Consider the following 4,184-nt stretch of genomic DNA (forward strand, 5'->3'; position numbering starts at 1 on the left):
TACCAGAACAGGTGCTGCCAGAGCAGCGCGCCGCCGTTGGCGGCGTCGAACACGTGCGCGCCGAAGCGCCGGTCGGCCTCCAGGGCGAGCAGCGCCGCGGCGAGCACGGGGAAGGCGATCAGCACGAGGATCGAGGTCGCCAGGAAGGTCCAGCAGAAGATCGGCAGCCGGAACATCGTCATGCCCGGGGCCCGCATCGTCAGGATCGTTGTGATCATGTTGACGGCGCCGAGGATGGTACCGACACCGGAGACCGCGAGACCCACGACCCACAGGTCGGAGCCCACTCCCGGCGAGTACACCTTGCTGTTCAATGGCGAGTAGGCGAACCAGCCGAAGGACGCGGTGCCGTCCGGGGTCAGGAACCCGAAGATCACCGCCAGGCTGCCGAACAGGAAGAACCAGTAGGACATCGCGTTCAGCCGCGGGAACGCCACGTCCGGCGCGCCGATCTGCAGCGGCACCAGGAAGTTCGCGAACGCGAACGCCAGTGGGGTGGCGAACATGAGCAGCATCAGTGTGCCGTGCAGCGTGAAAAACTGGTTGTACTGCTCGTTGGAGAAGTACTGCAGCCCCGGGCGGGCGAGTTCCGCCCGCATCATCACGGCCAGGACACCGGCGAAGAGGAAGAACCCGAACGACGTGACGGCGTACAGGATGGCGATGTCCTTGTGGGACGTCGTCCGCAGATAGCCGAGCAAAGGGGTACGTGGCCTGGTGTGCGCGGCGACGACATCCACCGGCTGCGTCCCGCTATCCGCTGCTCCGCCCGGTTCTCTCGGTTGGTGTAGAATCGTCACGTTCGGCTCCCGATGTTCGTCGTCCGCACGGCGCCAGAATGCGCGTGGAAAGCGGCGGACGGGCCGGGGAAAGGCTAACGTGGCGACCGGTGTCCTGGCCGTAGAACCGTCGAGTTTCTTCGGATTTATTCGCGATGCGCAGGCCGGCGAGGCCACCCGGTGGAGGTCATCCGGTGGTCGAATTCCCGTGCCTTTTCCGGTGAATCGGGTGGAAAGCGGTCGGCAGTGCGGGCCGGCAGGGCCGGAGTGGGGCTGGCAGGGCCGGAGCGTGCTGTCGCCGCACGCTCGCTCTCAGGCCGGCCGCGCGCCGGGCCGCCCGTTCTCGACCACCCAGGTGGCATCCGTGGACGTGGGCGAGTGGCGAGTGGCGATGTCGGCGACGACCCGCATGTCCGCGCGCCATTCGTCCGGGGTGACGCGAACGCGCGTGTAACCTCGCCGGTCACCGCGAAAATACCGGACATGCGGGTTGAGCCGGGCATTGTTCCGCCGGACGAAGTCCTCGCTGACGAGGAAGAAGGCCGAGCTGATCGAGGTGCAGACGAACTCCGTCGCGACGACCGGCGTCTCGGGCCGGTCGAAATCGACCCGGAGGTCGTTCACCCAGGCGCAGTGGATGTCACCGGAGAGCACCACCGGGTTGCGCACGCCGCTGTCGCGGATCTCCGACAGCAACCGGGCCCGGTAGGGGCCGTACCCGTCGTTCTGATCCAGATTGGCCAGCCGTGGTCCCTCGCCAAGGGGCAGCTGCCCGTTCAGCTGGGCCAGCATCGTCTGCTGGGCGAGGACGTTCCAGCGGGTCCGCGACGTGGTCAGGCCGTCGCGCAACCAGCGTTCCTGGGCGGTGCCGGCCATCGTGCCGGCCGTGTTGTCCCGGCCCAGGGCGGCAGGCCCGATGCCCTGCGGGGAGTCGCCGGGCTGCCTGGTCCGGTACTGCCGGGTGTCCATGACGTTGAACGTCACCAGGTTCCCGAACGCGAACCGCCGGTAGATCCGCATGTCGGGCGATCCCGGATTCAGCTCCGCCCGGATCGGCATATGTTCGTAGTACGCCTGGTAGGCGGCGGCACGCTGGCGGGCGAACGCCGCGGGATCCTGCCGTTGCTCCCCGGTGTCGCCGGCCTCGTCGACCAGCCCGGCGTAGTTGTTCTCGACCTCGTGGTCGTCCCAGGTGACGACCCAGGGGGCCACGTGATGAGCGGCCTGCAGGGCAGGATCGGACTTGTACTGGCCGTACCGGTTGCGGTAGTCCGCCAGCGTCTGGAGTTGGTCCAGGCCGGGCTGCTGCGGAGTGGTGTGCCGCCGGTCCGGATAGGTGCTCCTCGGGTCATACTCGTAGATGTAGTCGCCGACGTGGACGACGAGGTCCGGCGCGTCGGCGGCGATGCCGTCGAAGGCCGGCCAATACCCGTTCTGGAAGTCCTGGCATGAGGCCAGCGCGAAGGTCAGGGCACCGCCGGCCGATTCCGGTCCCCTCCCGGGGGCTGCGGCCGTCCGGGTCCGGCCGACCGGACTGAGCACGGTGCCGGCACGGAACCGGTAGAAGTAGTCACGCTCCGGCGCGAGTCCGCGGACGTCGACGTGGACGGAATGCGCGAACGCCGCCTGCGCGGTCTGCGTGCCGGCGCGCACCACATCGCGGAAACCCTCGTCCGTCGCGATCTGCCAGTCGACCTCAATGTTCCGCGTGGGCATGCCGCCGCCCTCGGTCGGCCTCGGTGCGAGCCGGGTCCAGAGGATGACGCCGTCCGGCAACGGGTCGCCGCTGGCGACCCCGAGCCCGAAGACCCCGTCGGTGATGCCCGCGATCGGGGTGGGCGCCCGCAGGGTCGGCGCGGGGGCCGGGATCGAACCGCCGGAGCCGCCGCAGGCCGCCAGGCTCGCCCCGCCCAGCGCGGCGCCCCCCAGCCCGAGGCCGCCGAGCAGGACGGCACGGCGGCGTGGACCGGCCCCCGGGTTCGTCCCGTGGCCGGACCGGGCGGCGGCGCGAGGACCAGTGCCCGGATCGGCGCGTGCCGACGGATCGGTGCCGGCCGGTCGACCAGTCTGACCGGTGGCAGCTGACGGCGAGGGCGCCCGCGGGAATCGGCGGGAACGCGGAGAACCGGCCGCGGCGTCACGGGTCACAACTAGATGAGAGTAGTGGAAACGGAGGAACCCGCGGCCCGTTCACGACGGATCCACCCCCCGTGCCGGGAGTCAGCCGAGATCGACCTCCCGGCGGCCGGGGTCGCGCAGATCCGTCCCGGCCGCCAGCCACCGCTGATGCAGCGCGTCTGGGCCGTGCACCCGCTTGTAGGCGGACTCGTTGGGGGTCATCGGAAGCAGGGGGAGAAAGCGGACGGGTGCGAGCCCGGTGGCGAGATCGGGGATGAGCCCGCCGGGCTCGCCGACGAGCACCGCGGTGAACGGGGCGCCGTCCCAGAGCGGTTCCCCGAGATCCAGGCCGGACCCGGGAGCCACCGGACGGCCCTCGACCGTCGGGACGGCGGCCAACACGGCCAACCGCCGCAGCACGCTGTCGCGCCGCCCGCGCAGGGACAGCACGAGTTCGGCCCGCGGGCCGGCGGGATCGCGCACGGTCGCCGCCGCCGCCGTCATCGGCTCCCGGGACATGCCCAGGGTGAGATAGCGGACGACGCCCGCTCGGTCCGGGCCGAACCGCAGCACCTCGATCTGGTCGGTGCCGAGGAACGTGACCCCGGCCCGACCGGTGCCCGGTCCGAAGACTGCCGCCGCATGCTCCTCGACCGATCGCAGGATCGCGCTGTCGCTCACCAGGCCGATGCCCCGCCACGTTGTTCCATACCCGCGATCGTATGGTCGGCAGTGATCCCGGGAACCGTGGTGGCCGGCGCGGGAGTTATCGTGGTGCGACGTTGGAGGGGTTCATGGCACAGGTGCTTACCAAGGGCGGCAACGCCGCGTTGCCCACCACCGACGTCCGGGTCGAGATCGCCTCGTCGAGTCCGTTGGACATCGCGGCGATCCTGGTGACCATCCACGGCAAGGTGCGCACCGACGACGACTTCGTCTTTTTCAACCAGCCGACAGGTCCCGGGGTGCGTCTCGTACCGCCGTCCGTGCTGGAGTGCACGTTGGCCGCGGTCCCGCCGGAGATTGACAAGGTGGTCGTCACCGGGAGTCTCGACGGCAGCGGGCCGGCGACCTTCGCCGCCCTGCGCGGCCTGAGCATTGTGGTACGGGACGCGCGTGGCGGCGCCGAGCTCGCCCGCTTCGATCCGTCCGGGCTGAGCAGCGAGACGGCGCTGATTCTCGTCGAGCTCTACCGGCGCGCCGGGGCCTGGAAGGTGCGGGCGGTCGGCCAGGGCTACGCCTCGGGGCTGGCCGGCATCGCGACCGACTTCGGCATCACCGTAGACG

General features: G+C 70.5%; 4 protein-coding genes. 1 reads left to right on the forward strand and 3 read right to left on the reverse strand.

Annotated elements, in window-relative coordinates:
• The 3 genes from AC08OP_RS21790 to AC08OP_RS21800 all read right to left on the reverse strand — a co-directional run.
• On the reverse strand, positions 1 to 800 hold an 800-nt coding region (locus tag AC08OP_RS21790; RefSeq protein ID WP_476615885.1), incomplete at its 3' end, for a cytochrome c oxidase subunit I.
• 291 nt (positions 801 to 1,091) lie between these two features.
• Positions 1,092 to 2,927 (reverse strand): alkaline phosphatase D family protein, encoded by a 1,836-nt coding sequence (locus AC08OP_RS21795; protein ID WP_476615886.1) that lies wholly within the window; start codon positions 2,925 to 2,927, stop codon positions 1,092 to 1,094.
• 72 nt (positions 2,928 to 2,999) lie between these two features.
• Positions 3,000 to 3,578, reverse strand: coding sequence for a suppressor of fused domain protein (locus tag AC08OP_RS21800; RefSeq protein WP_476615887.1), 579 nt, complete (start codon positions 3,576 to 3,578; stop codon positions 3,000 to 3,002).
• A 113-nt stretch (positions 3,579 to 3,691) separates the two neighbouring features.
• Here AC08OP_RS21800 and AC08OP_RS21805 point away from each other — a divergent pair.
• Positions 3,692 to 4,184: TerD family protein (locus AC08OP_RS21805; protein WP_476615888.1), on the forward strand; the 493-nt coding region annotated here is incomplete at its 3' end.

Source organism: Frankia sp. CeRuru1 (assembly GCF_977966315.1).